Annotated in this window: 23 protein-coding genes; 9 read left to right on the top strand and 14 right to left on the bottom strand. The window is 56.5% G+C overall.

The window, feature by feature from the left end; translation table 11 throughout:
• Positions 1-41 precede the first annotated feature (41 nt).
• Positions 42-1,613 (bottom strand): TerC family protein, encoded by a 1,572-nt coding sequence (locus tag ABIB18_RS03655; RefSeq protein ID WP_031374632.1) that lies wholly within the window; start codon positions 1,611-1,613, stop codon positions 42-44.
• Positions 1,614-2,118: 505 nt separating this feature from the next.
• Between ABIB18_RS03655 and manX the strand changes: the two genes are divergently transcribed.
• The 4 genes from manX to ABIB18_RS03635 all read left to right on the top strand — a co-directional run bounded on the left by manX (position 2,119) and on the right by ABIB18_RS03635 (position 5,364).
• Complete coding sequence (gene manX / locus ABIB18_RS03650; protein ID WP_354473689.1) at positions 2,119-3,081, top strand: PTS mannose transporter subunit IIAB; 963 nt, start codon at positions 2,119-2,121, stop codon at positions 3,079-3,081.
• A gap of 66 nt (positions 3,082-3,147) precedes the next feature.
• Positions 3,148-3,948: a PTS mannose/fructose/sorbose transporter subunit IIC gene (locus ABIB18_RS03645; protein ID WP_031374634.1), complete on the top strand. Its 801-nt coding sequence runs from the start codon at positions 3,148-3,150 to the stop codon at positions 3,946-3,948.
• Between the two features lie 15 nt (positions 3,949-3,963).
• Complete coding sequence (locus tag ABIB18_RS03640; protein ID WP_031374635.1) at positions 3,964-4,809, top strand: PTS mannose transporter subunit IID; 846 nt, start codon at positions 3,964-3,966, stop codon at positions 4,807-4,809.
• Between the two features lie 96 nt (positions 4,810-4,905).
• Positions 4,906-5,364, top strand: a complete 459-nt coding sequence (locus ABIB18_RS03635; protein ID WP_031374636.1) for a DUF986 family protein — start codon at positions 4,906-4,908, stop codon at positions 5,362-5,364.
• Here the strand turns inward: ABIB18_RS03635 and rlmA are convergent.
• The 5 genes from rlmA to ABIB18_RS03610 all read right to left on the bottom strand — a co-directional run bounded on the left by rlmA (position 5,361) and on the right by ABIB18_RS03610 (position 8,497).
• Positions 5,361-6,170 (bottom strand): 23S rRNA (guanine(745)-N(1))-methyltransferase, encoded by an 810-nt coding sequence (gene rlmA / locus ABIB18_RS03630; RefSeq protein ID WP_354473688.1) that lies wholly within the window; start codon positions 6,168-6,170, stop codon positions 5,361-5,363. The two genes, ABIB18_RS03635 and rlmA, sit on opposite strands and share 4 nt — an antisense overlap.
• 137 nt (positions 6,171-6,307) lie before the next feature.
• Positions 6,308-6,517 (bottom strand): transcription antiterminator/RNA stability regulator CspE, encoded by a 210-nt coding sequence (gene cspE / locus ABIB18_RS03625; protein ID WP_003852684.1) that lies wholly within the window; start codon positions 6,515-6,517, stop codon positions 6,308-6,310.
• Positions 6,518-6,598: 81 nt separating this feature from the next.
• Complete coding sequence (locus tag ABIB18_RS03620) at positions 6,599-6,673, bottom strand: DUF2627 domain-containing protein (RefSeq protein ID WP_143811575.1); 75 nt, start codon at positions 6,671-6,673, stop codon at positions 6,599-6,601.
• Between the two features lie 528 nt (positions 6,674-7,201).
• On the bottom strand, positions 7,202-8,206 hold the full coding sequence (locus tag ABIB18_RS03615; protein ID WP_089561420.1) for an MBL fold metallo-hydrolase: 1,005 nt from the start codon (positions 8,204-8,206) through the stop codon (positions 7,202-7,204).
• A gap of 18 nt (positions 8,207-8,224) precedes the next feature.
• Positions 8,225-8,497 carry a YebO family protein gene (locus ABIB18_RS03610; RefSeq protein ID WP_069728557.1) on the bottom strand — a complete coding sequence of 91 codons (273 nt, stop codon included), beginning with the start codon at positions 8,495-8,497 and terminating at the stop codon, positions 8,225-8,227.
• Between the two features lie 212 nt (positions 8,498-8,709).
• On the opposite strand from ABIB18_RS03610, the gene ABIB18_RS03605 reads away from it, so the two are divergent.
• Complete coding sequence (locus ABIB18_RS03605; protein ID WP_031374640.1) at positions 8,710-8,946, top strand: YobH family protein; 237 nt, start codon at positions 8,710-8,712, stop codon at positions 8,944-8,946.
• 33 nt (positions 8,947-8,979) lie between these two features.
• Here ABIB18_RS03605 and kdgR read toward each other — a convergent pair whose 3' ends face one another.
• Positions 8,980-9,771, bottom strand: coding sequence for a DNA-binding transcriptional regulator KdgR (gene kdgR / locus ABIB18_RS03600; RefSeq protein WP_031374641.1), 792 nt, complete (start codon positions 9,769-9,771; stop codon positions 8,980-8,982).
• 352 nt (positions 9,772-10,123) lie between these two features.
• On the opposite strand from kdgR, the gene ABIB18_RS03595 reads away from it, so the two are divergent.
• Positions 10,124-11,500: an MFS transporter gene (locus ABIB18_RS03595; RefSeq protein ID WP_354473835.1), complete on the top strand. Its 1,377-nt coding sequence runs from the start codon at positions 10,124-10,126 to the stop codon at positions 11,498-11,500.
• A gap of 52 nt (positions 11,501-11,552) precedes the next feature.
• Here ABIB18_RS03595 and htpX read toward each other — a convergent pair whose 3' ends face one another.
• The 4 genes from htpX to msrC form a co-directional block, all read right to left on the bottom strand.
• Positions 11,553-12,434 (bottom strand): protease HtpX, encoded by an 882-nt coding sequence (htpX, locus tag ABIB18_RS03590; protein WP_031374643.1) that lies wholly within the window; start codon positions 12,432-12,434, stop codon positions 11,553-11,555.
• Positions 12,435-12,679: 245 nt separating this feature from the next.
• Positions 12,680-14,719, bottom strand: coding sequence for a carboxy terminal-processing peptidase (gene prc / locus ABIB18_RS03585; protein ID WP_031374644.1), 2,040 nt, complete (start codon positions 14,717-14,719; stop codon positions 12,680-12,682).
• Between the two features lie 19 nt (positions 14,720-14,738).
• Entirely contained in the window at positions 14,739-15,440 is a 702-nt protein-coding gene (proQ, locus tag ABIB18_RS03580) for an RNA chaperone ProQ (protein WP_046288277.1), read from the bottom strand.
• A gap of 96 nt (positions 15,441-15,536) precedes the next feature.
• On the bottom strand, positions 15,537-16,037 hold the full coding sequence (gene msrC, locus ABIB18_RS03575) for a free L-methionine (R)-S-oxide reductase MsrC (protein ID WP_354473687.1): 501 nt from the start codon (positions 16,035-16,037) through the stop codon (positions 15,537-15,539).
• Positions 16,038-16,250: 213 nt separating this feature from the next.
• On the opposite strand from msrC, the gene yebS reads away from it, so the two are divergent.
• The 3 genes from yebS to rsmF all read left to right on the top strand — a co-directional run bounded on the left by yebS (position 16,251) and on the right by rsmF (position 21,784).
• Positions 16,251-17,495: a membrane integrity lipid transport subunit YebS gene (gene yebS / locus ABIB18_RS03570; protein ID WP_354473686.1), complete on the top strand. Its 1,245-nt coding sequence runs from the start codon at positions 16,251-16,253 to the stop codon at positions 17,493-17,495.
• Positions 17,464-20,097 carry a PqiB family protein gene (locus ABIB18_RS03565; RefSeq protein WP_069728559.1) on the top strand — a complete coding sequence of 878 codons (2,634 nt, stop codon included), beginning with the start codon at positions 17,464-17,466 and terminating at the stop codon, positions 20,095-20,097. The genes yebS and ABIB18_RS03565 overlap by 32 nt, the downstream gene beginning before the upstream one ends.
• Positions 20,098-20,356: 259 nt before the next feature.
• Positions 20,357-21,784: a 16S rRNA (cytosine(1407)-C(5))-methyltransferase RsmF gene (gene rsmF, locus ABIB18_RS03560; protein WP_240493203.1), complete on the top strand. Its 1,428-nt coding sequence runs from the start codon at positions 20,357-20,359 to the stop codon at positions 21,782-21,784.
• 1 nt (position 21,785) lies between these two features.
• On the opposite strand, the gene ABIB18_RS03555 is transcribed toward rsmF, so the two are convergent.
• The 3 genes from ABIB18_RS03555 to ABIB18_RS03545 all read right to left on the bottom strand — a co-directional run bounded on the left by ABIB18_RS03555 (position 21,786) and on the right by ABIB18_RS03545 (position 24,409).
• Positions 21,786-22,433: a metallophosphoesterase gene (locus ABIB18_RS03555; protein ID WP_031377468.1), complete on the bottom strand. Its 648-nt coding sequence runs from the start codon at positions 22,431-22,433 to the stop codon at positions 21,786-21,788.
• A gap of 240 nt (positions 22,434-22,673) precedes the next feature.
• A complete protein-coding gene (locus ABIB18_RS03550) occupies positions 22,674-22,889 on the bottom strand; it encodes a DUF1272 domain-containing protein (RefSeq protein WP_031377469.1) in 216 nt (71 codons plus the stop codon).
• A gap of 170 nt (positions 22,890-23,059) precedes the next feature.
• Positions 23,060-24,409 (bottom strand): MFS transporter, encoded by a 1,350-nt coding sequence (locus tag ABIB18_RS03545; RefSeq protein WP_031377470.1) that lies wholly within the window; start codon positions 24,407-24,409, stop codon positions 23,060-23,062.
• Between the last annotated feature and the right edge of the window lie 13 nt (positions 24,410-24,422).

Below are 24,422 nucleotides of genomic sequence, written 5' to 3'. Positions count from 1 at the left end.
CTCAGCAAACCTGCGGTCGCCGGTTATTCGCCTGACCCATCTTAGCGTTCTTCCTCTTCATCCTGCGGCTGATCTTTGGTAACCCGCACCAGATCGATACGGTAATCGGTCGCTTCGATAATCTGAAAGTGCAGCGGCGTGATATCAATCACCTCACCCGGCTGCGGCAACTGTCCTTTCTGGGCAATCAGCAGGCCCGCCAGCGAGGCGTGATCTTCATCCGGGTCAACCAGCTGATGGAAGTCGAGCAACTGTTGCAGCGAGTGCAAATCGGTGCCGCCTTTCACTAACCAGCCGTCGCCATCGGCGATGATATCCGGCGTTTCATCCTCATCCGGGAACTCACCGGCGATCGCTTCCAGCACGTCAAGTGGCGTAATCAAACCCTGCACCACACCAAATTCATTGGTGACGATAACAAAACTGCCTTTGGCACGACGCAGCACGCCGAGCAGATTGATCGGATCCAGCGTTTCCGGCACCACAATGGTCGGGGTATTGGCGGCAAAGGTCGCCACATCGACGCCGTGTTCCAGCGCCACCAGCAGCTCTTTCGCCCGTACTACGCCGACAATTTCGTCCAGCTCACCGCGACAGACCGGGAACAGGCTGTGCGGCGTATCCAGCAGCTGAATACGAATCTCATCGACCGGACGGTTGGCATCCACCCACGAGATTTCACCGCGCGGCGTCATAATGCTGCGAATCGAACGGGACGCCAGCGTCAGCACGCCGTTGATCATATAGCGCTCTTCATCTTTAAACGCTTCCTGCGGCATCGCTTCTGTTAACGCGGACTCTTCATTACTGCTGCTGTTAGCCGTCTGGGCGCGATTGCGGCCGCCCATCAGACGCAGAATCGCTTCGGCGGTACGTTCACGCATCGGTCGATGCGACTGATGCCGGATAAAGTTACGACGGGCAATCTGGTTAAACAGCTCAATCAGGATCGAGAAGCCGATCGCCGCGTAGAGATAACCTTTCGGAATATGGAAACCAAAGCCTTCGGCCACCAGTGACAGACCAATCATCAACAGGAAGCTCAGACAGAGCACCACCACCGTTGGATGCGCATTAACAAAGTTGGTTAATGGCTTAGAAGCCAGCAACATCACACCCATTGCAATCACCACGGCGGTCATCATCACCGGCAGATGGTTCACCATGCCGACTGCAGTAATCACCGCATCAAGCGAAAACACCGCATCCAGCACCACAATCTGCGTTACCACCGCCCAGAAACTGGCGTAACCGCGGTTGCCTGAGCCGTCCAGCTGGCGGTTCTCCAGCCTTTCATGCAGCTCCATGGTCGCCTTAAACAGCAGGAACAGACCACCCGCCAGCAGAATTAAATCCCGACCGGCAAAGCTGAAATCACCTACGCTGAATAGGGGCGTGGTGAGCGTCACCATCCACGAGATCAGCGACAGCAGGCCCAGACGCATCACCAGCGCCAGCGACAGGCCGATCAGACGCGCTTTATCACGCTGCTTCGGCGGCAGTTTGTCCGCCAGGATGGCGATGAAGACCAGGTTATCGATGCCCAGCACGATTTCCAGCACGACAAGCGTCAGTAAACCCGCCCAGATTGAGGGGTCGAATAGAAACTCCATTAATGACTCCTGAACGAGGAAAAGTGTGAACCGATGCGTGTCAGCGCGTTAAAGCGTGACAGAGTGACGATCGGGTAAGCAGTGAATACGCCGTCAGGCGAAAGATGACGCGCCAGCAGGCGCAAAGAACAGGTTAAGCGACGTCGGTGACGATCCATAAAGGTGGGCTGAGGCCCGTTACTCCTGAGTAATAAACAGATCGTTAATGTATCAGGTCGCGCTTTGGCGTCAAAAAATTTTCTTTTTTTTACAATCTGCCATTCAAATGACGGAGCGCATTAAATTGCACGTTCCGTTAATCAGGCTGCGAATAGCTGACAGCCATCACATAATTTATTTTTTCGATCACTAAAATAAATCGCGACTTTACGGCCTTATCGCAGTTACCCGATGATTTTCCGAGACTATCCGGATGATTCGGTAAACAGAATTTTTACAAAACCGAAGCGATAACTCATACGGTTCATTGACTCAGATGAGCTTCTCAAGCGAACGGAGGTAGCAAGTGACCATTGCGATAGTAATTGGTACACATGGCTGGGCAGCGGAACAACTGCTAAAGACAGCAGAAATGCTGTTGGGCGAGCAGGAAAATGTCGGATGGATCGACTTTGTGCCCGGCGAAAATGCAGAAACGCTGATTGAAAAGTACCAGGCGCGGCTGGCGGAACTCGATACCGCGCAGGGCGTGTTGTTCCTGGTGGATACCTGGGGAGGCAGTCCGTTTAACGCGGCCAGCCGCATCGTGGTGGATAAGCCAGATTATGAAGTGGTGGCGGGCGTCAATATCCCGATGCTGGTCGAAACCCTGATGGCGCGCGACGACAACCCGGGTTTTGATGAACTGATTGCGGTGGCGGTTGAAACCGGCCGTGAAGGCGTGAAGGCGCTGAAAGCCAAAGAGGCCGCGCCGGTTGCGGCGGCAAAACCGGTCGCTGCTCCGGCGCAACCGGCGAAACCGATGGCACCCGGCGACCACATGAAAATCGGTCTGGCCCGTATCGATGACCGTCTGATCCATGGTCAGGTCGCGACACGCTGGACCAAGGAGACCAACGTTCAGCGCATTATCGTGGTCAGCGATGAGGTGGCTAACGATCACGTGCGTAAAACGCTGCTGACGCAGGTGGCGCCGCCGGGCGTAACCGCGCACGTGGTGGATGTCGATAAGATGGTGCGGGTGTGGAATAACCCGAAATATGGTCAGGATCGGGTGATGCTGCTGTTTACCAACCCGACCGATGTGCTGCGGGTAGTGGAACAGGGCGTCGATATTAAAACCGTCAATATCGGCGGCATGGCTTTCCGCCAGGGCAAAACTCAGGTGAACAATGCCGTCTCGGTCGATGAAAAAGATATTGCGGCGTTTCGCAAATTAAATGAGCGCAATATTGAACTGGAAGTCCGTAAAGTTTCCAGCGACCAGAAACTGAAAATGATGGACCTGATTGCGAAGGTTAATTCGTAACGGCGTGCCGTCTGCGCCTGCTTTGCCAGGCTCATTTTCGTTATCCTGCTGAGGACAAGAAGTATGATGGAAATAACCTCGCTACAAATCATTTTGATCTTTATTGTCGCCTGTATTGCCGGTATGGGGTCGATCCTGGATGAGTTCCAGTTTCACCGCCCGCTGGTCGCCTGTACCCTGATTGGTGCGGTGCTGGGTGATATGAAAACCGGGATTATCATCGGCGGTACGCTGGAGATGATCGCACTGGGCTGGATGAACATCGGTGCGGCTGTCGCCCCGGATGCGGCGCTCGCCTCAATCATCTCGACCATTCTGGTCATCGCTGGCGGTCAAAGCGTCGGTGCCGGTATTGCACTGGCCATTCCGCTGGCGGCAGCCGGTCAGGTGCTGACCATTATCGTTCGTACCATTACCGTGGCGTTCCAGCACGCAGCTGATAAGGCGGCCGAGAAAGGCAACCTTACTGCGATCTCCTGGATTCACGTCTCTGCCCTGCTGCTGCAGGCGATGCGTATCGCCATTCCGGCGCTGATTGTGGCGATTTCAGTCGGCACCAGTGCGGTTCACGCCTTACTCAGTTCGATTCCCGATGTGGTCACCAACGGCCTCAACATCGCCGGCGGCATGATCGTGGTGGTCGGTTACGCGATGGTCATCAATATGATGCGCGCAGGCTACCTGATGCCGTTCTTCTATCTGGGCTTCGTCACCGCTGCCTTCACCAACTTCAACCTGGTCGCGCTTGGCGTGATCGGTGTGGTAATGGCGGTGCTCTACATCCAGCTCAGCCCGAAATACAACCGGGTCGCGGGTGCGCCTGCAGGTCCTGCCAGCGCTAACGATCTCGATAACGAACTCGATTAAGGAACAGGTGAGAACATGGTTGATATTACCAAAGTCGAAAAGAAACTAACGCCGGGCGACGTACGTGCTGTCTTTATGCGCTCCAACCTGTTTCAGGGATCGTGGAACTTTGAACGTATGCAGGCGCTTGGTTTCTGTTTCTCGATGGTGCCGGTGATCCGCCGTCTCTATCCGGAGAACAATGACGAACGCAAACAGGCGATCAAGCGTCACCTCGAGTTCTTCAACACCCACCCTTACGTGGCAGCGCCGGTGCTGGGCGTCACCATGGCGATGGAAGAGCAGCGTGCCAACGGTGCAGCCATTGATGATGGTGCGATTAACGGTATCAAAGTCGGTTTAATGGGCCCGCTGGCCGGTGTCGGTGACCCGATTTTCTGGGGTACGGTCCGTCCGGTGTTTGCCGCACTGGGTGCTGGCATCGCCATGAGCGGCAGCCTGCTGGGCCCGCTGCTGTTCTTTGTGCTGTTTAACCTGGCGCGTCTGCTGACCCGTTACTACGGTGTGGCATATGGCTATCGTAAAGGGATCGATATCGTTAGCGATATGGGTGGCGGCTTCCTGCAAAAACTGACGGAGGGCGCCTCAATACTGGGCCTGTTTGTCATGGGGGCACTGGTCAACAAGTGGACCCACGTCAACATCCCGCTGGTGGTGTCACGCATTACCGATTCAACCGGCAAAACCACCGTCACCACGGTACAGTCGATTCTCGATCAGCTGATGCCGGGTGTGGTCCCGCTGCTGCTGACCTTCGCCTGTATGTGGCTGCTGCGCCGTAAGGTCAATGCGCTGTGGATTATCGTTGGCTTCTTCGCCATCGGTATCTTCGGTTACTGGATTGGTCTGCTCGGACTGTAATACCCCGGGTCGGGAGCGCAGGCTCCCGACTTTTTTTACGCTGAGCGAGGTGAGCTGAGCCCTGGCGGCTGATCTCACCCTGTTTGAGGAGGTACCATGTCATTGACCGACATGCTAATTGCAGGCTGTATTGCCGCCCTGCTGCTGTTTGCGATTTACGATGAGGCAATTCTGCCGCGTCGTCATGGGCCGACCCGCCTGCGGGTGGCGCTGCAGCGGCGGCATAAAATTGACAGCCTGATTTTCATCGGTCTGCTGCTGATTCTGCTGTGGAATAACGTCACGCATCATGGCCCGCAGCTCACTACCTCGCTGCTGATGGTGCTGAGCTTTCTCGCCTTCTGGCTCTTCTGGTTGCGTCGGCCAAAGCTGCTGATGAAAAACAATGGGCTGTTTTATGCCGGCGTCTGGATTGATTACCGGCGGATTCAGGGGATGAACCTTTCTGAGGATGGCATTCTGGTGATTCAGCTTGAACAGCGCCGGCTGTTAATCGCGGTGCAGCAGCTTGACGATCTGGAACGCATCTATAACACCCTGGTGGAGGCGCGTTAGTCGCGCTGCCACAGCGTCAGGGTAAAATCGGCGTCGCAGTTGAACAGTTCGCTCTGCTGCAGGGTTTGCCAGACTTCGTCACGCGCCCGCCAGGCAAAAGGGGTCATCTGTAACAGCGTGACGGCCGCAGCCCCGGTCAGTGCCATCGGGTAACGCAGCGAATACTGGGCAATCTGGTGAAATTCGGGGTAGGTTTTTTGTTCCGCTGCGTGTAACTGCACCTCACGATAGATTAGCGCTTTAAACTGCTGCAGATGGTGCGGACCGGGCGTCACAGTGAGCACGATGCCACCGGGCTTGAGTACCCGCGCCAGCTCCGCTTCATTACAGGGGGCGTAAATCCGCACTATCGCATCCAGCGACTGGCTGGCAAAGGGTAAACGCTGGCTGGAGGCGACACAGAACAGCACCTCAGCGTAGCGCTTCGCCGCCAGCCGGATCGCCATTCTGGCGACGTCCAGCCCATAAACCTGTCCCGTCTCGCTGTTGGCTGCGGCCAGCGCCGCCGTGTAGTAGCCTTCACCACAGCCAATATCAAGAATCTGACTGCCCGACCGGGAGAGCGTCGCGTCCAGCAGGCTGACCACCCGATCGCGCAGTGGCTGATAATAGCCCGCCTCGAGGAATTCGCGCCGTGCCTGCATCATCTCCGCGCTGTCACCCGGCTCCCGTGAGCGTTTATGCTGAACGGGCAGCAAATTGACGTAGCCCTCTTTCGCCTGATCAAACTGATGACGATTTTCGCAGCACCAGCTGCGTGCAGTCAGGACGAGAGGAGTATGGCAAAGGGGGCAGATCAACGACATGAGGGGCTCCGGCAGCAGGTAACGCGGCGCAGTGTACCCTTAACGTTTGCGCATCGGAAGCATAAAGAAAGCCCCGGCTAATTAGCCAGGGCTTTAAGATTCCGTGTCGAGGTGCAGTGCACCGAGTCGGAGTCGAATCAGATTGCAGTAACGTTTACTGCAGCCGGGCCTTTCTGGCCGTCCTGAATTTCGAACTCAACGCTTTGGCCTTCGGCCAGGGTTTTGAAACCATTGCCCTGGATAGCGGAGAAGTGTACGAACACATCTTTGCTACCGTCAGCAGGAGTAATGAAGCCAAAACCTTTAGACTCGTTGAACCACTTAACCTGACCTTTAATCTTTGCCATTTTGCAAATTCCTTTGAATGTTTATTTAGCCCGAAGGCTGACTTACAGAGAAACCAGAGACGTTACTGAATGAGGCACTAATTAAGGTTCGGCAAGGAAGCGGTATTCAACGTCAACGTCTTTACTCGTAACTTCTTTACTGAAGATGCCATGCATAAACAGAACTGTACCTCGTTTAACCCACGAATTGTTATCACATATCCTTAAAATAATGGCAAGCCATTTTTAAACGCGGGGAGAAGCTTTGCACACAATTGCCAGAGTGCTCACAATGAATGTTCCGTCTGGTTCAGAAGTTGCCCTTTTCTGCCCGATAAAATAAAGCGTTTCGCTATTCCGCCCGCTGCGATCGCGGTCGCAGCAACCGACGTTACTGTACCCCGCCGCCATTAAACCAATGGATACCATAAGAAATTAATATTTCACAAATATGGCAAAAGCTAAAAGAATAAACGAAGCGGTAATCGGCTGAGGATGATTAACGCAGCGCCAATCCTGTACAAAAAGCTTTATTAAGTACAAATATAAAAGCACTTTGCACCAAAAACAGGAGCCCCCGGTCAGGATTGCTCCAAATAAAAGCAGCGGTTAGGAATTTGCTTATTAAAAATTTTGCTTTTGAACTGAAAAATTGATGTCAGATAAAACAGAGTCTGATTTAAATCATTTCGCTCGCTTTAGCGATTATTCCTGGTCGATATTATCCAGTCCCCGACTTTCCCCTATTCGCCAGGCAGAAAACCGTTGGTTATCCTGCCCTGCCCGCTGGAGCGCATGCTCAAGTTCGGCTGGCGGCGCGTCCAGTGACTCATCCGCCAGTTCGAACACGCCCCAGTGGATCGGTACCGTCAGCGGCCTGCCTGCCTCACGCCATAATTCGACCGCCTGATCCGGGTCCATATGCTGACTGGCCATGAACCATTTGGGTGCCCAGGCCCCAATCGGTAAGGCAGCAAGATTAAAGGGGCCGAGACGCGTCACCACCTCGCGTAAATTCTCGCTGAAGCCACTATCGCCCGAAAACCAGAAACGCAGGGTGGGCGATCGCACCACCCAGCCGCACCACAGTGAACGGTTTCGATCGCGCGGGGTTCGCATACTCCAGTGACGGGCCGGCACCGCATCGATACAGAGATCGTCGAACCGGAGCGACTGCCACCAGTCCAGTTGCTCCACCCGGGCGACGCCCTGACGGGTGAACCAGCTGGCCAGACCAAGCGGGACAATAAACGTCGCCTCGGGAAAGTGCCGCACAATCTGCCTGACCGTCGGCCTGTCAAGATGGTCGTAATGATTGTGCGATACCAGCACCAGATCGAGCCGCGGCAAATCGCGGATATTCAGTGGTGACGGGGTTTTACGCTGCGGGCCGGCAAAGGGTAACGGCGACGCGCGCGACGATAAGGCGGGATCGATCAGAATATAGCGCTGGTTAACCCGCAAGAGCAGAGCAGCATGTCCCAGCCACCAGACGCGGTCATCGCTGCCGCTCAGATCGGCCGGTTGCCACCACTGCGCGGTAAAGGCTGCATAACCCTCTCGGGGCGGCAACGGCAGCCCCTGCGCTTTACGCTCGCGGCGCCAGCGTTGCAGATCGCCAGGCTGACGGAGATCGGGTTCAGGATTGCGGAAGCCTTCAGGCGTGTGATGCGTTTTACTGCTGTCGTACCACGGGTTTTTCCAGACCATCCAGCCTCCATGCGGGGATTAACGTTCCGGTATCAGGCGAATAAAATCGCGTTTGTCCTGATCTTCATCGCTCTTTTTGGTCTCTGCGCCAGGCTGCGCATCTACCAGACGACGTAACAGAATAGTCTGTTTTTTCTGCTCTTCCAGTAGCGATTCGAGTAACTGAATCTGTTCACCGGCCCGCACGCTGGCCCGGTTTACAAAGAACCAGACAATAAATGCCACAATCAAAATAATCACCAGCAGACCATAGCTGACCAGTGGTCCCGAATTTGCGGCTAACTCATTCATAACTGCCTCATAAACCTTAGTGGAATGTCCCAAACGCTGTAACCGCTCATTCTACCCTTAGCCCTGGCAAAAGATAATGGGGTTAGCATCAATGCAGAATTTACCGTTTCAGTTATCTCTGATCGATCCCGCCGGAAAAGCGAGGCATGCTGGTACAATCATGGCCAGCAGCAATACGTGGAGCGCTGCGTTATCTGTCACAAGGAGACAAAATGAAACTGTTTATTCGGGCGATTGGGTTACTGGCGCTGATCTGGCTGGCAATGCTTTTTACCGGCTACGGCGTGTTAACCGGCAGCACCAAAAATGCCGCGGGGCTGGGTCTGCAGTGCAGTTACCTTACGGCACGTGGCCTTATCAGCGCACAATACCTGCATACTGACAGTGGCGTGGTCGGGGTGACCGATTGTCCGCTACTGAAGAAGAGCGGAGAAGTGATCGATAATTAATTCTCATCCAGCGGGCGCAGTGGCCCGCTGTTTTCAGAATTCGTAGTGATGAAAGCCCATTTCCGCTGACAGGGTACGCGCTGCGCGGTGCAGCATCGCCACATAATCCTGGCGGGCGTCTTCCGAGAATCGAATGGTCGGGAATGAGATGCTCAGTCCGGCGATCACCACGCCAAAGCGGTCAAATACCGGTACCGCGATGCAGCGTAATCCCTCTTCCTGCTCTTCGTTATCTTCGCCGTAACCCTGAATTTTGACCTGATCCAGCGCCTCCAGCAGCGCCTCTGCGCTGACCAGCGTATTGGCAGTACTGCGCTTAAATTCAACGTCCCGCAGGATCTCTTTCACTTCCTGACGATCGCGCCAGGCGAGCAGCACTTTACCAATGGCGGTGGTGTGCAGCGGGTTACGTCGCCCGATGCGGGAATACATGCGCAGGTTATAGAGCGAATCGATTTTATGGATGTAGACAATGCTGTCCTCTTCCAGCGCGCCGAGATGGATTGTCTCTTTGGTCAGACGCGACAGCTCCCGCATCTGCACATCCGCGCTGCGAATCAGATCGACGTTCTGCAACGCTTTCGCGCCAAGCTCAAACAGTTTCAGGGTCAGCGAATACTTTTCACTCTCCCCTTCCTGGGTAACGTAACCCAGCGACTTCATGGTTTGCAGAAAGCGGTAAACGGTACTTTTTGACATCATCACGCGCTGCGCGAGCTCAGTAATACCGTGATCGCGCTCTTCGCCCAGTGCCTGCAAAATACCGAACACTTTAAGGACCGAGGAGACTGAATCGGGCTGTTTGTCATTTTCAGCAGAGGACATCGCGCACCTTGTTAAACCTGTTTCAAAAAAAATGGAACGGACTGTCAGTATAGAGCGAGGCTGACGGCGGCGGCAATGCTTTACGTCGCGCTGTGCGGTTTATCCCGCTGAATCGTGACCGGGAATAGCGTGGAGCGGTACACCTGCAGACCGGTCTGAGTGGCTGACGCGCCGTCGCGCTGACGGCTAAGCAGACAACGCAGCGGCAGCCATGCGCCGTTTCAGGCGGACAGCCAGCGCAGGCGATTGCGGCTAAGACATATTTTAAGACAACTTTTTGTCATCGCCCGCGCTGCTTTTTGGCGGCAATTTCATTAGCATGATGATATTCACCCTCTTTAGCAAATACACCATGTCACTCTCTTCTCCGCAGGACGGACTGCCGGTCGCCCAGCGCTACTGGGCCATTCTGACTATCGCTCTCGGCATCACCATGGCCGTGCTGGATGGCGCAATTGCCAACGTGGCGCTGCCGACTATTGCGCGTGAACTGAATGCCAGCCCGGCAGAGTCAGTGTGGATCGTTAACGCCTACCAGATTGCTATTATCGTCTCGCTGCTGTCGCTGTCGTTTCTGGGCGATATGCTGGGTTATCGCCGCGTCTATCAGGCCGGTCTGGCGCTGTTTATCGCCACCTCGCTGTTTTGTGCCCTCTCCACCTCACTTAACATGCTGACCTTCGCCCGGGTATTACAGGGCTTTGGCGGCGCGGCGCTGATGAGCGTAAATACGGCGCTGATACGCATTATCTACCCGCAGCGTTATCTGGGCCGGGGTATGGCGATCAACTCGCTGATCGTGGCGGTATCAACCGCGGCAGGACCCACGGTGGCGGCGGCGATTCTGTCGGTGGCCAGCTGGAAATGGCTGTTCCTGATCAACGTCCCGCTGGGGGCGATTGCACTGTGGCTGGCGCTGCGAACCCTGCCGGACAACCCGCAAAAAGCAACCGCCCAGAAGTTCGATATTCCCAGCGCCATCATGAATGCGCTGTTTTTCGGCCTGCTGATTTCCGCCCTCAGCGGCTTTGCGCAGGGTCAGAATGGCTGGCTGGTGATGGCAGAGTTGCTGGCGTTGCTGGTGGTCGGCCTGTTCTTTATTCGCCGTCAGCTCAATATGGCGGTGCCGCTGCTACCGGTGGATCTGCTGCGCATTCCGATATTCAGCCTGTCGATGGGCACCTCGGTCTGCTCGTTCTGCGCGCAGATGCTGGCGATGGTGTCGCTGCCATTCTTCCTGCAGAACGTGCTGGGCCGCGATGAGGTCACCACCGGTCTGCTGCTGACGCCCTGGCCGCTGGCGACCATGGTATTCGCCCCGATTGCCGGCCGGTTAATTGAGCGGGTCCATGCCGGGCTGCTGGGCGGTATCGGTCTGGCGATGTTTGCTGCCGGGCTGTTTTTGCTGGCGCTGTTGCCGGCTCAGCCGGGCGATGGCGATATTATCTGGCGGATGATGCTGTGCGGCGCTGGCTTTGGTCTGTTCCAGTCGCCCAATAATCACACCATTATCACCTCTGCACCGCGTCACCGCAGCGGCGGAGCCAGTGGCATGCTCGGCACCGCCCGTCTGCTAGGCCAGAGCGTCGGTGCGGCGCTGGTGGCGCTGATGTTCAATCTGTTTGACCAGAGCGGCACCCACGCCTCGCTGCTGCTGGCGGGCGGCTTCTCGACGGTGGCCGCGATTGTCAGCCTGTCACGTATGACCCAGAGCCGCGCGGCGGCCTGATCGCAGACATAAAAAAGGCGACCCGGAGGTCGCCTTTCTGCTGTTATCTCGCTTACTTCAGATACTGACCGCTGCGCAGCGCTTCAATACGTTTGTCTAACGGCGGGTGCGACATAAACAGCTCGCTGAACGACTTGCCTTTACCGTTAATACAGAACGCCATCATGCTGCTCGGTTCCTGCGGTTCGTAGCTGGTTTTCAGCCGCTGTAACGCCGCAATCATCTTCTCACGACCTACCAGTTTCGCAGAGCCTGCGTCGGCATGGAATTCGCGGTGACGCGAGAACCACATGGTGATGATGCTGGCAAGAATACCAAACACCAGCTCCAGCACCATCGACACCGCAAAATAGACCAGCGGGTTGCCGTTGCTGCTCTCTTCACCATCACGGTTGCCGGACATAAAGCCCGCCGCGATTTGCGCCAGAATACGTGAAACAAAGATCACGAAGGTGTTCACGATACCCTGAATCAGCGTCATGGTGATCATGTCGCCGTTTGCGATGTGCGACACTTCGTGTGCCAGTACCGCTTCCGCTTCGTCACGGCTCATGTTCTGCAGTAAGCCGGTTGAAACGGCCACCAGCGAGGCATCACGCCGGGCACCGGTCGCAAAGGCGTTGATGTCGGGCGCGTGATAGATCGCAACCTGCGGCATGGCAATCCCGGCCTGCTGCGCCTGACGTCCAATGGTATCCACCAGCCAGCGCTCAGTTTCATTGCGTGGCTGTTCAATCACTTCACCGCCAACCGAGCGCAGTGCCATCCACTTCGACATCAGCAGTGAAACAAACGCACCGCCAAAGCCAAACAGACCCGCCATGATCATCAGGCCCTGAACACTGCTTGACTGGATCCCTGTCAGGCTGAGAATCAGCCCGAATACCAACATCACAGCCAGGTTGGTCATCAGGAAAAGAGCAATACGCATCATATTTGTTAATCTTCCTCAGTGGTTCACGCGCTTATGCGCGGATACATATCCTATGAGCATTGTGCGGCTTTTCAAGCGACCTTAACGTTTAAGTGCCTAAAAAGACATAACTTTACATTTTGTCACGCCCGCTGGCCTGCCCGGCCCGCCTGCGGGTTTACCGCGGCTTATTAATGCTCAACGCCGGTGCTTTTCTGGCAAAAAAAAAGCACCGCTGAACGGTGCTTTTTCATCGCGTCGGCGATCTATTTAGCCGCAGGGGTGTCCGGCTGAGACTTGTCGAGTTGCGCCAGATCGTTAGCAATCTTCACCGTCTCATCAAGATACGGGTCAGGCTCTTTATAATCTTTCGGCAGCTCATCCAGGTTCTTCAGCGGTTTTTTGCCTTCGGCCTGATAGCGGGCATTGATCCGCTCCAGACGCGACGCATCATCTTCGTGGTTCTCTTTCTCACGCTGGGCGAGGTTGAGCGACACGATGTTGCGCTTATCCTTCAGGGCATTGAAACGGGCAATGTCCTTCATGATGTACTGGAACTCACGGTCCTGCGCGATGCGATCGGCATGCTGACGGGTCAGCTGCGGCACCAGCGGTTTTACATCGCCGGATTTGACGTAGGTCGCCGCATTGATGCTGTCCCACGGCAGCGCATTGTCTTCGAACTTCTCACCGGTTTCAGCCGCTTCTACGCCGGTTGGCATCAGCAGATCTGGCGTGACGCCTTTACGCTGCGTACTGCCGCCGTTGATGCGATAGAACTTCTGAATGGTGTACTGTACCGACCCTAGCGCTGGCCATTCCGGGCGCAGCATCTGATCGTAGATACGGTTCAGAGAACGATATTGCTGCACGGTGCCTTTACCAAAGGTCGGCTCACCGACAATCACAGCGCGACCGTAATCCTGCATCGCCGCGGCGAAAATCTCAGAGGCGGACGCACTGAAGCGATCGACCAGCACCACCAGCGGACCTTTGTAATAGACCACGCCATCGTTATCGCTGTCCTGGCGTACCCGACCATTGTTGTCGCGTACCTGCACCACCGGGCCACTCGGAATAAACAGTCCGGAGAGTGACACCGCTTCAGTCAGCGCGCCGCCGCCATTGGTACGCAGATCGATCACCACGCTATCCACGTTCTGCTTTTGCAGTTTCTGCAGCTGCACTTTAACGTCATCGGTCAGGCCAACATAGAAGCCCGGAATATCAAGTACGCCGACTTTCTGCTTACCGACATTTCTGACGCTCATTTTGACCGCCCGATCTTCCAGACGGATCTTCTCACGCGTCAGCGTTACGGTGCGGGTTTTAGTTCCCTTACCGGCTGGCAACACTTCGAGTCGGACTTTGCTGCCTTTCGGCCCTTTGATTTTTGCCACAACGTCATCCAGACGCCAGCCAATCACATCTTCCATTGGCTTGCCTGGCTGACCGACGCCGACGATGCGATCGCCAACGGTAATGGCTTTACTTTTCGCTGCCGGACCGCCTGCTACCATCGAATTGATCACGGTGTAATCGTCATCCATCTGCAGCACCGCGCCGATACCTTCCAGTGACAGGCTCATTTCGGTGTTGAACTGCTCGGTGTTGCGCGGCGACAGGTAGTTGGTATGCGGATCGATTTCGTGCGCAAAAGCGTTCATCGCCAGCTGGAACACATCTTCGCTGTTGCTCTGTGCCAGACGACGGATGGCGAAGTTGTAGCGCTTGGTCAGCACTTCGCGGATCTCTTTCTCATCTTTGCCGGCCAGTTTCAGGCTCAGCTGGTCATATTTGACCTTAGCATCCCACAGCGCGTTCAGTTCAGACTGATCTTTCGGCCACGGGGCTTTAGCCCGGTCAATGTCGATGGTGTCATTGCCGGTAAAATTCATCGGGCGATCCAGCACCGTCAGCGCATACTGATAGCGCTCAAAACGGCGCTTCTGCGCCAGATTGTAGAGATCGTAAAACAGGTCCAGCTTACCGCTGCGCAGCTCATCGCCGACGAGGTTTTTTTTGCTGGCAAACTGCGCCACATCCGAGGCCAGCAGCACGTTATGGCTGTAATCGAGCATGTTCAGGTAGCGATCAAAAATTTTCGCTGAAAAGTCCTGATTCAGGTCGAACTGGCGATAGTGGGAACGGGTAAAGCGTGAGGTGACACGTTCGCTGACCGTCGGGTCCTGCGGGTCTTCGTGAAGCTGGGGAATCTGGTCGGCGCGGGTAATGTTCTCCGCGCCAAAGGAAGGGCCTGACAACAGCAGGCCCGCAATAAGTCCAATTTTAAAAAGGGTGTTCATGCCGGGGTCAGCCTCCGTTTCAGAACTGCAAGTGTTCTGCGCGCACAATCATTGCCATGCCGGAAGCGAGCTGGACCCGAACGCCGTCTTTAGATACTTCAAGAACGGTCGCGTCCATCGCACTTTTGCCTGCTTTAACTTTAATACTCTGGCCGGGCTGCAAAGTTGAGGTATCAGTGATGGGTCGGGCTTGCTGCTCCGGGCGTGGGGCCGGTTTGCGGTGCTGTGAGGCGGTCGGGCGTTCTGCTGCGGTCTGCGGACGCGGTTTACGCGCGGCATCGCCTTCGGCAGGTTTACGCGCAGCCGGCTTGCGTGGACGACGCGGTGCCGCGCCCTCTTCGCTTTCGCCTGCTTCACGACGGGCGGCACGCTGCTGATCACGCTGCGCCTGAACACGCGCTTTGGCGTCTTCCAGTTGCTTGCGTGCGTGCTCGACGTGCTGCTCGTCCAGCACGCCACAGGCGTTACCGTCGAGATCGACACGCGTCGCACCGGCTTTAATGCCGTACAGATAACGCCAGCTTGAGGTATAAAGGCGTAAGGCAGAACGCAACTGCGTTTTGCTCAGATTCATTTCGCCCTGAACACGCTCGACCAGATCCTGAAAGATACCGATCTTGAGCGGACGCGCTTCACCTTCAGCGCTAAAGCAGTGCGGAAAGCGCTCCGCCAGAAAGCTGATGACTTCTTTACTGCTATTCAACTTAGGTTGATTTTCCATGAAATTTCCTGATTACAACGGGTTTGCCGACCAGCGCAGGCATGAACAGGCGACATTATAATGACAACATCGCTAAATGCCATGTGATCCAGTCGATTAGCTGCGCGTCAGCTGCAGATATTTTTCTAAGTCGCTGTTCGCAAGCACTTCACAAAGCCCATCAGTAAGTGTGACCAGCCCCGATTCGTCGTCGCTGTCAAAGCGATTGTGCTCTACGCTGTCGATGTCCAGCACCCCAACCACAGTGCCATTCACTTTCAGAGGAATCACAATCTCAGCATTACTGGCCGCGTCACAGGCGATGTGACCGGGGAAAGCATGCACATCATCAACGCGTTGCACTTTATCTTCTGCCAGCGCGGTACCGCACACCCCTTTACCGACCGGAATGCGCACACAGGCGATTTTGCCCTGGAACGGGCCCAGCACAAGCGTATCCGCTTCCGTCAGCAGGTAAAAACCTGCCCAGTTCACGCCTTCGAGACGTTCATACAACAGCGCGCTAAAGTTACCCATTGCGGCGAGGAACGCCGTTTCTCCCGCCAGTAAGGCGCGCATATCGCGATTCAAATCGGCGTAAAAGGCAGTTTTGTTCATTATTTAACCGTTACCAATGACATCTGAGCGGGGTTATTTCACCGCTTGTTAAAAATAAGCACTAAATATCCAGAGCCACAAGGTGAATCATAGCGTTAGTTACTATACCCTTAGCATTCTGTGGATCGAAGCGTGATGCCCGAGACAGGCACACAGGCGCTGTCTTAACGACCGATATGTGTTACTTACGATGAGCGAATATTGCATCACCCTATGAAAATTCACGCTATCAGCCAGACATTGCCTCACGCACGTTATCAGCGTTGCCCGCAATGCGATACCCTTTTTTCCTTACCGGATGTGAAATCTCATCAGTCGGCTCATTGCCCGCGCTGCAACGCACAAATTCTCAGCGGTCGTGACTGGCCGATGACCCGATTAATGGCGATGGCCGCCACCATGATAGTGTTAATGCCGTTTGCCTTTTCCCTGCCGCTGGTCGATATCCGGCTGCTTGGTATGCGCATTAATGCCAGCGTGCTGGAAGGCGTTGTCCAGATGACCCAACAGGGTGATGTACTGACCGCCTCAATGGTGGCGTTTTGCACCATTGGCGCGCCGGTCACGCTGGTCGCCGGCATCTGCTATCTGGGCATCGGCCATCGGCTGGGAATGAACTTACGCCCGGTGCTGTTGATGCTGGAAAAGCTCAAAGAGTGGGTGATGCTGGATATCTACCTGATCGGCATTGCCGTCGCCTCAATCAAGGTGCAGGACTACGCCTCGCTGGAACTCGGCTATGGACTGGTGGCCTATATCGCGCTGACGGTGCTGAGCGTGCTGACGCTGATCCATCTGAATATTGAGCAGCTGTGGGACCATTTCTATCCGCAAAGCCCCGGCAATATGGCGCGTGATGACCTGCAGGTCTGCCTGAACTGCCACAACACCGGCGTACCGGATGCGCGAGGCCGCTGTCCGCGCTGCCACACCCCGCTCGACTTCCGTCGCCGCCACAGCCTGCAAAAATCCTGGTCAGCGCTGATCGCCTCAATCGTGCTGTTAATCCCGGCCAATCTGATGCCGATCTCCATCGTCTATCTCAACGGATCGCGGCACGAAGACACTATTTTCTCCGGCATTGTCTCGCTGGGTTCCGGCAATATTCCCATCGCCGCCATCGTGTTTATCGCCAGTATTCTGGTGCCGTTTACCAAAGTGCTGGTGATGCTGACGCTGCTGTTAAGCATCCATTTCCGCTGCGAACAGGGACTGAAAACCCGCATCCGCCTGTTGCGGGTGGTGACCTGGGTTGGTCGCTGGTCAATGCTCGATCTGTTCGTCATTTCGTTAACCATGTCGCTGGTCAACCGTGATCAGCTGCTGGCTTTTACCATGGGACCGGCAGCGCTGTTTTTTGGCGCCGCCGTGATCCTGACCATTATGTCTGTTGAGTGGCTGGACAGCCGCCTGCTCTGGGATGCACATGCAACAGGAAACGCCGACTACACCGACTAACGCCACGCTGCGCAATAAGCGCAAAATTTCGCCCTTCTGGCTGCTGCCGATCATCGCGATGCTGATCGCCTGTTGGCTGTTGTGGACTAATTATCAGGAGCGCGGCACCACCATCACCATCAATTTCCAGACGGCGGATGGTATCGTGCCGGGCCGCACGCCAATCCGCTATCAGGGCGTGGAAGTGGGCACCGTGCAGGGCATCAATCTGAGCGATGACTATCGCAGCATTCAGATTAAGGCCAGCATCAAGAGCGACATGCGTGATGCGCTGCGGGAAGATACCCAGTTCTGGCTGGTGACGCCTAAAGCTTCACTGGCGGGCGTATCGGGACTGGATGCGCTGGTCGGCGGTAACTACATCGGCATGATGCCAGGCAAAGGTAAACCGAGTGAAGCCTTTACCGCGCTCGATACCCAACCCAAATATCGGGTCAATACCGGTGAACTGTTGATCCATCTGTATGCGCCTGATTTAGGTTCGCTGAGCACCGGATCGCTGGTCTACTATCGCAAAATCCCGGTCGGTCGGGTCTATGACTACAGCATCAATAACAAAAACGATGGCGTGGCGATTGATGTGCTGATCGACCGTCGCTTTACCAACCTGGTGAAAACCAGCAGCCGCTTCTGGAACGTGTCGGGAGTGAATGCCGATGTCAGCCTGAGCGGAGCCAAAGTCCAGCTTGAGAGCCTTGCCGCGCTGGTCAACGGCGCAGTGGCGTTTGACTCGCCTGCCGAGGGCGAACCGGCTAAAGCTGAACAAAATTACCGGCTCTATCCCGATCTGGCGCACAGCCAGCGTGGCGTGCTGATTACGCTTGATCTGCCAGACGGTAAAAACCTCAAAGCGGGCAGCACGCCGCTGTTGTATCAGGGACTGGAAGTCGGCACCCTGACCAAACTTAATTTGCAGGATGGCGGCAAGGTGACCGGCGAACTGACGATCGATCCGTCGGTAGTCGGTCTGATGCGCAGCGGTACCCGCATTGAGATGCGCAGCCCGAAAATCAGCCTGACCGATACCAGCCTCAGTGCGTTGCTGACCGGCAATACCCTTGAACTGGTGCCTGGCGAAGGTCCGCCGCAGCAGCACTACACCGTGCTGGCATCCAATGAAACTCTGCTGCAGAAACCCAACGTGCTGACGGTGAAACTCAGCGCGCCTGAAAGCTATGGTATCGATCAGGGCCAGCCGCTGATGCTGCACGGCATGCAGATTGGTCAGGTGATGTCGCGTTCGCTGGATGAAAATGGCGTCAACTTTGTGGTGGCGGTTAATCCGGAACACCGCGAACTGGTGCACGGCGACAGCAAGTTTATCGTTAACAGCCGACTGGACGTGAAATTCGGTCTGGATGGTATGCAGGTGCTCGGGGCCAGCGCCCGTGAGTGGGTGGATGGCGGCATTCGCCTTGAACCGGGCAAAAAAGGCCAGCCGAAAAACAGCTATCCGCTGTTTGCCGATGCGGAAAAAGCGGAAGAAGGGATTGTTGGCGATGCACCGTCAACCACCCTCACCCTGACCGCCACCAGCCTGCCGGATGTGCAGGCCGGCTCCATCGTGCTCTACCGTAAATATCAGGTTGGCGAGATCGTCAAAGTCACGCCGCGCGCCGATGCGTTTGATATTGCGGTGCATATCCAGCCGGAATACCGCAAATTGCTGACCAGCGAAAGCGTGTTCTGGGCCGAAGGCGGCGCGCGGGTTCAGCTTAACGGCAGCGGCCTGACGGTGCAGGCATCCCCGCTCAACCGCGCGCTGAAAGGCGCTATCAGCTTCGACAATATGAGCGGCGCGCTGTCGGCTAAAGGTGATAAGCGCATTCTCTATCCGTCGGAAACCGCCGCCCGCGCCGTGGGTAGCCAGATCACGCTGCATACCTACGACGCCAGCAAACTGTCAGCCGGCATGCCGATCCGCTATCTGGGAATTAACGTCGGCCAGGTAGAATCGCTGTCGTTAAGCAGCGATAACAATCAGGTAGTGGCGAAAGCGGTGCTTTATCCGGAATACGTAGAGGATTTCGCCCGTCTCGGCAGCCGTTTCTCGGTGGTGTCACCGGAAATCTCCGCCACCGGGGTGAATCACCTCGAAACCCTGTTGCAGCCTTACGTCAACGTCGATCCCGGCAAGGGACGCGCGGCGCGCATTTTTGAACTGCAGGAGAGCACCATCACCGATTCGCGCTACCTGAACGGCCTGAATATCTACGTTGATGCCGCCGAAGCCGGTTCGCTGTCGCTGGGTACGCCGGTGCTATTCCGTGGGGTTGAAGTCGGTACCGTCACCGGCACCTCGCTGGGTAATATGGCCGACCGGGTGCAGATTGCGCTGCGCATCAGTAAAAAGTATCAGCATCTGGTGCGTAACAATTCGGTGTTCTGGCTGGCATCAGGCTACAACCTCGACTTTGGCCTGATTGGCGGCGTGGTGAAAACCGGGACCTTCCAGCAGTTTATTCGCGGTGGCATTCAGTTTGCGACCCCGCCAACCGTGCCGCTGGCGCCGCAGGCCAATCCGGATAAACATTTCCTGCTGCAGGATGAACCGCCGAAAGAGTGGCGCAACTGGGGCACGGCGATCCCGTCTCCGCGCTAAACGAATGCCAACGGGCAGCCAGACTGCCCGCTTCAGACGGTGGAAAGGGATAAAGCGATGGGCACATGTGGCTGTAGCAAAGCATCGCGGGCCACGGATGGCCCGCGCTGAGCTGTCAGGGATGGCGCTTTTTGCGTCTTTGCGCAAGTCACATTTGCCCTGAGCCTGCAGGCTACAAACTCTCTCATCCGGGCAGCCAGGCTGCCCGTTTGCTTTCTGCATGTTACACTGCCGCCTTTGCCTTAACTGGAATGTACCTGTGTCAGACTCCTCTCTGTTTTTCCCCGCTGATTTTCTTGCCCTGATGCGCCAGGCCCTGCCAGATGATGCCAGCTTCGAAGCGTTTCTCGCCATCAGCCAGCAACCGCTGCGCCGCAGCCTGCGCGTCAACACGCTGAAAATCAGCGTGGCCGATTTCCTCGCTCAGACCGCGCAGTATGGCTGGCAACTGACGCCGGTGCCGTGGTGTGACGAAGGATTCTGGATCAGCCGGGAAGATGAGAGCCTGCCGCTCGGCAGCGTAGCTGAGCACCTGAGTGGCCTGTTTTACATTCAGGAAGCCAGCTCGATGCTGCCGGTGACTGCGCTGTTTGATGCGCAGTCTGAGGTGACAGCGGTGATGGACATGGCCGCTGCGCCGGGCTCTAAAACCACCCAGATCGCGGCACGGATGAATAACCAGGGGATCATCCTGGCTAACGAGTTTTCCGCCAGCCGGGTCAAGGTGCTGCATGCCAATATCAGCCGCTGTGGCGTCAGCAACAGCGCCCTGACCCACTTTGATGCCCGGGTTTTTGGCCCGGCACTGCCGGAGCAGTTCGATGCGATACTGCTGGATGCGCCCTGTTCAGGCGAAGGGGTGATCCGTAAGGATGCCGACGCCATGAAAAACTGGACGCTGGAAACCACCGCAGCGATCGCCGCCACCCAGCGCGACCTGATTGACAGTGCCTTCCACGCGCTGAAGCCTGGCGGGACGCTGGTCTATTCGACCTGTACCCTGAATCAGATCGAGAATCAGCAGGTGATTGACTGGCTGCTGCAGCGCTATCCCGGCGCGGCTGAAGTGGAGCCACTCGATCGGTTATTTGACGGGGCTGCCCAGGCCGCAACGCCAGAGGGTTATCTGCACGTCTTCCCGCAGCTGTTCGATAGCGAGGGCTTCTTTGTTGCGCGGCTGCGTAAAACGGCGTCGGTTGAGCCGCTGCCAGTCCCGACGTATAAGGTGGGCAAGCTGCCGTTCTCACACCTGAGCCGCAAGCTGGAGAGCGAAATCAGGCAGGCGGCGGCGGCAGTTTCACTGACGTGGGATGATTCACTGGAGCTGTGGCAGCGCGATAAAGAGATCTGGCTGTTCCCGGCCGCCGTCACGCCGCTGTTAGGCAAAGTGCGCTTCTCACGAATTGGCCTGAAACTGGCAGAGACCTTTGCCAAAGGCTATCGCTGGCAGCATGAAGCGGTGATCGCGCTGGCCCGGCCAACGCCGGAACAGATATTTGAACTCAGCGCCGCTGAGGCGGAAGAGTGGTATCGCGGCCGGGATATCTATCCTGAAACGGCTCCGACGCGTGATGAGATGATTGTCACCTGGCAACATCAGCCGCTGGGGCTGGCGAAGAAGGTCGGCAGCCGGATTAAAAACAGTTATCCGCGCGAACTGGTGCGTGACGGACGCCTGTTCCGCTGAGTCACTGCAGTTGTCGCAGCGTCAGGTGATTACCAAACACGGCGCCGGTATCAATGTAATGCAGGTTCTCCACCTCCAGCGGCTGCTGGAGTGGCGTATGACCAAAATAGAACGCGTCTGCGCCCTGGATAGCACTGCGCTGCCCCGACTGAATCGCCTGCAGTCGGCGGCGGCTCCACACCACATCCTGCCAGTTAAGCGACTTTTCCCAGCTATAGCCAGCCGCCGGATAATCAGCATGCGCCACTACTACAATCCGCTGGTCGAGCTGCAGATGCAGAATCAGCGGCAGTTCCTGGCAGCGTTGCAGCGCATGCCGGGCGCCGATCAGCGCGGCACCGCGCAGTTGCCAGAACCAGTCTCCCCCATTCATCTGCCAGAGATCCATTTCGTGACCCTGTAACGCCGCCAGCGCCATCTCTTCATGATTGCCACGCACACAGCGAAACCAGGGCTCATCCATCAGCGCCAGGCAGCCGGGACTATCTGGCCCACGATCGATTAAATCGCCGGTTGAAATCAGTAAATCCTGCTGCGGATTGAACCGGTGCTGCAGTAACAGCGCATCGAGTTCGCGACGACAGCCGTGCAGATCCCCGACAATCCAGATCCGGTCCCAGTTTTCACCGTTGAGATAGTGATAGTGCATGGTGTGGCCTTCAGCGTGTTGAGGCGGTAGCTGAAGTATAGATCGAATAGCTGGCTGTTCAGCCCAGACCGGCTGGGCAGGCCCATGGCAGGGATCGGCCGTCATCAACGCGATGTCGTCTGGCGCTGGGTGTCATACCGGCAGGCTGATCGCGCCGGCCATGACAATGCACCTGTTCCGGCCACGTCTGTTGATGAGGTTTGCACCGTTCACCCGCGCAACCCTTTTGTCTTACGCCGATCAGGCGCGGCGTTTCGCCGGGTAGTTAATCAGTTTTTCAGCCGGCCGAATCGGTCGCCGTACCAGCTCACCGCCACAGTTCGGGCAAAGATGCTGAAGATGCTGCTCTGCGCAGTCAGCGCAAAAGGTGCATTCGAATGAACAGATGCGTGCTTCGGTTGAGGCGGGCGGTAGATCGGTATCGCAGTACTCACAGTTGGGGCGAAGTTCCAGCATGGCGGTCGTCCTGAAGAGAAGGTGTGCCCCAGCTTCGCCTGAGCTGGCCGGATTGTCGAGACGTCAATCAGACAAGAGAGAGCCAGATCCGGCCAGGTTGCTATGGCAGCGCATGCGCCAGTTCGTGCGGCAGCTTAAGCGGCGGCATGAACTGGCGCCCACCGCTCGCGTTAGTGTGGCGACCGGTTGTCCGTCGGTTCCGGTTGCTGCCGATCGTCGTCTGGCTGTAAATCGTCAGGATCCGGTTCAGGCTCCGGCTCGCCGCTGCCCATCGATGCCTGAATCACCTCTTCTTCCAGCGTGGGAATCAACGCAGCACCCAGCGGTGACGTGGCGAGACTGTCCGGCATTACCACGTGCGGCAACGGCACTTCGGTGGTCGGCAGCGGCCCCGGCGCTTTAACGTAACTCAGTCCGGCAATCATCAGTGCGCAGAGGGTAAAGAACAGGTAGAGCATATTGCTGCCCAGCGGCTGTATCAGCGCCCCGACCACCAGCGGCCCGATACTGGCCCCAATCCCAAACGCCATCAGCAGACAGGCGGTTAACGACACCCGCCGTTCAGGAGCCACCTGATCGTTTGCCAGCGCCACCTGCAACGGATAGAGCGAGAACTGCATCATGCTGGCAACAAAGGCGATGCCAATCATCCAGTTGAACGTCAGATGCGGCAGCAACACCAGCGGCACGCAGGCCACGGCAAACAGCAGCGCCATGATAAACAACAACCGCTGGCGGTCGTAACGATCCGACAGCCAGCTCAGCGGAAACTGTGATACCAGCCCGGCAAAGATGGTCAGACTCATAAAGTAGCCGGTCTGGCTGGTGGTAAAGCCTTTGCTGCTGCCGTAGACCGGCGCCAGACCGTAAAATGCACCAATCACCATTCCGGTCACCAGAGTGGTGCCGAGCAGTTTCGGAATGGTGCGAATGAAGTAGCTCAGCTCCATCGGTGCTGGCGACATCGGCTGCACGTGGGTGCGGGTGGTGAGCGCGATCGGCACCAGACAGAGGGCGAAGCAGAGCGCCACGATTAGCAGTGTGCTGACGTCAAAGCCGCTTTGCAGGCTGAGCACCACCTGGCCGCCGCTCAGGCCCAGGTACGTCGCGACCATATAGAAGCCAAAAATCACTCCGCGCTGCGACGACTCCGCCTGATCGTTGAGCCAGCTCTCCAGCACCATGTACTGACACATCATGCACAGCCCGATAATCAGGCGCAGAAAAACCCACAGCGGAATAAAATCGGTCAGGCCGTGGCCAATCACCGAAGCGGTGATAATCCCGGCGCAGGCGACGTAGGCGCGGATATGGCCGACCCGGGCAATCAGGTTGTGCCCGACCTTGCCGCCAATCACCAGCCCGATATAGTTCGCGGCGATAATTGCGCCGATCAGCGCGCCATTGACCTGCTCGCTGGCCAGCCGCAGCGAAACATAGGTGGTTAACAAGCCCGACCCCAGCAGCATCAGCAGTGTGGTGGTATACAGCGGCAGAAAAGTACTGAATATTTTACGCATACGACTCCCTGTC

The organism is Pantoea sp. UYEF8, from assembly GCF_040546285.1.
GTDB classification, from domain to species: Bacteria; Pseudomonadota; Gammaproteobacteria; order Enterobacterales; family Enterobacteriaceae; genus Pantoea; species Pantoea brenneri.
Note: the sequence above shows the minus strand (reverse complement) of the source record. Positions and strands in the feature narration are given on the sequence as shown.